This is a genomic window from Caballeronia sp. (genome assembly GCF_049581465.1).
Lineage (GTDB): Bacteria > Pseudomonadota > Gammaproteobacteria > Burkholderiales > Burkholderiaceae > Caballeronia.
Window position 1 is genome coordinate 1 of the sequence record NZ_JBAUSA010000875.1, and the last position, 1,852, is coordinate 1,852.

At 58.5% G+C, this 1,852-nt stretch carries 1 protein-coding gene; it reads left to right on the forward strand.

The genetic code is table 11. The annotated features are described in order from the left end of the window. Window positions 1-636: 636 nt before the first annotated feature. Window positions 637-1,008 carry a YciI family protein gene (locus tag WCA53_RS21395; protein WP_122153860.1) on the forward strand — a complete coding sequence of 124 codons (372 nt, stop codon included), beginning with the start codon at window positions 637-639 and terminating at the stop codon, window positions 1,006-1,008. Window positions 1,009-1,852 lie beyond the last annotated feature (844 nt).

Here is a 1,852-nt window from a genome sequence, read left to right on the forward strand (position 1 = left end):
GGTCCCCTCGCCGCGAGCAAGCGGACGCTCGCGACCTGATTGGGAAGGACCGTTCCTGGCCGCTGCACGCCGATCACGAACCAAAGGGCCATCGCTGGCTCGACGCGAATGCAACGCGAGGGGGCACGTCTTCTCGCCATTGCTGAGCCTTATGCTTCCGGCTGGTAGCCTGTCGTAACATGTAACCTCCTTTCCGGAGGCGGCGATGACAAAGACTATCTTACCGGCTTTATTGTTCGTCCTTGCGGGATGCACGACCGCTGCCGTGCCGGTTTCCAGTACGACGTCCGGCGCGGCGAAACAACCCGCTACATCAACGGCTCCTGCACCCGATCAAGCAGATCAGGGGCGTCCCGAGGTTCCTCACAGGAACCCGAAAATGGATGGCCCACCGGGTTATTGATGAAATCGGAATTGCGTGGGGTGTCGACGATTCGTGTCGCTGCGTCGAACGTCTCTTCCTGGCCGAACCCCGTCCTCTCGAATCTTGAAGTCTTTCCCCATCCGTCCGTCTACGTCGGGCAGGAGGGGACCCGAAGCGGACAGGCTGGTGAGACCCACTACAAACTAGCCAGAGCATTGTCGATTTCCGATCATCATATTCGTCGTTAGTGAACCCCATTCAAAGGATTTCCCATGAAATACCTCGGCCTGGCCTACTTCTCCCCCGAAAAATTCGCCGCGATGGCGCCAGACGAAATCAAGGAATTGGTGAGCCAGTGCCCGGCATTGGACGAGAAGATGCGCGCTACCGGCAAGGTTCTGATTTCCGCCTCCCTTGGCGATCTGGACAAGTGGAGGACGCTTCGCCCGCGCACTGGAGAGACGCGCATCACCGATGGGCCTTACACCGAATCGAAGGAAGTCGTGGGCGGCCTATTCATCATCGAGGCGGACAGCCTTGACGAGGCGTTACGCATCGCGTCCATGCACCCGGCTGCCACACTGGGCGAAGAAGGCGGATGGGCCGTCGAGCTTATCCCCTTGGACTTCTATCTGGCGCGATGAGGATTTGGACGCCTGTCTCAGAAGGCGTTGGTGTTCCTTTTACCGCAGACACCTTCACTGCGTCGGGAGTCATCGCGGCGATGTACGCTCCTGGCCGGGTACTGCCTTATGCGATTGGCACACCTGCTTGAGCCCTGCACGGCTGCGGTCGGCAGCACGCGACCCACCGCAGCCGTTCGACCCAACGTTCGCGACCGTCCGCTGCGAAAACATTAAGCCGACGTCCCCAAGCCCTCTGCCATGTATCGCCGGCTTTCGTGCACAAGCATGGTCGATGCTGTCCAGCCCGACCCAGTTATAGGCGTCGACGGCGATCCTGACCGTTGCCGACGAAGGCATCGACTACTGCAATTCGCGCTATATTCAGCCTGTCGATTTCTTCGGCGACAGTCCGCGCATTTCGCTGATCGCGGTATTACCGTATTCCCGCAGCGGCGGCGGTGCATGAATAGTCGGATCACGCGTTGATTAGCAAATTAATCGATCGCAACCGATAGCTGCCTCTGATCACGCAGCGCGAAAATCCGCGGAATGCGCTGCAGCTTTCAGGCAACACGTATGTACCCGTCAGTGCGCGGGCCATCGGTGATCTCTTGGACTCGTTCCAATTCGACCGAGGTCAGGACGACCATCAAAACGGCAATGGGCCGGGTAATAACGGCGGCATTGGCTACTGGACAATCCGAAAGGATTTGGGCCGAGCAAGACGATGACAACCTTCGTGGAATAGCAAGTGACTGTATTGCGGAAAGATGTCACGGCTTAAGTCGTGCCGAATATAGCACCGACTAAGGATGCCACACCCATCGACAGCGCGCTCCAGAAGGTAACCCGCAATACACCA

Bases quoted from the DNA above. Each gene is read 5' to 3' on its own strand.
- WCA53_RS21395 (WP_122153860.1), top strand. From the start codon at position 637: ATGAAATACCTCGGCCTGGCCTACTTCTCCCCCGAAAAATTCGCCGCG.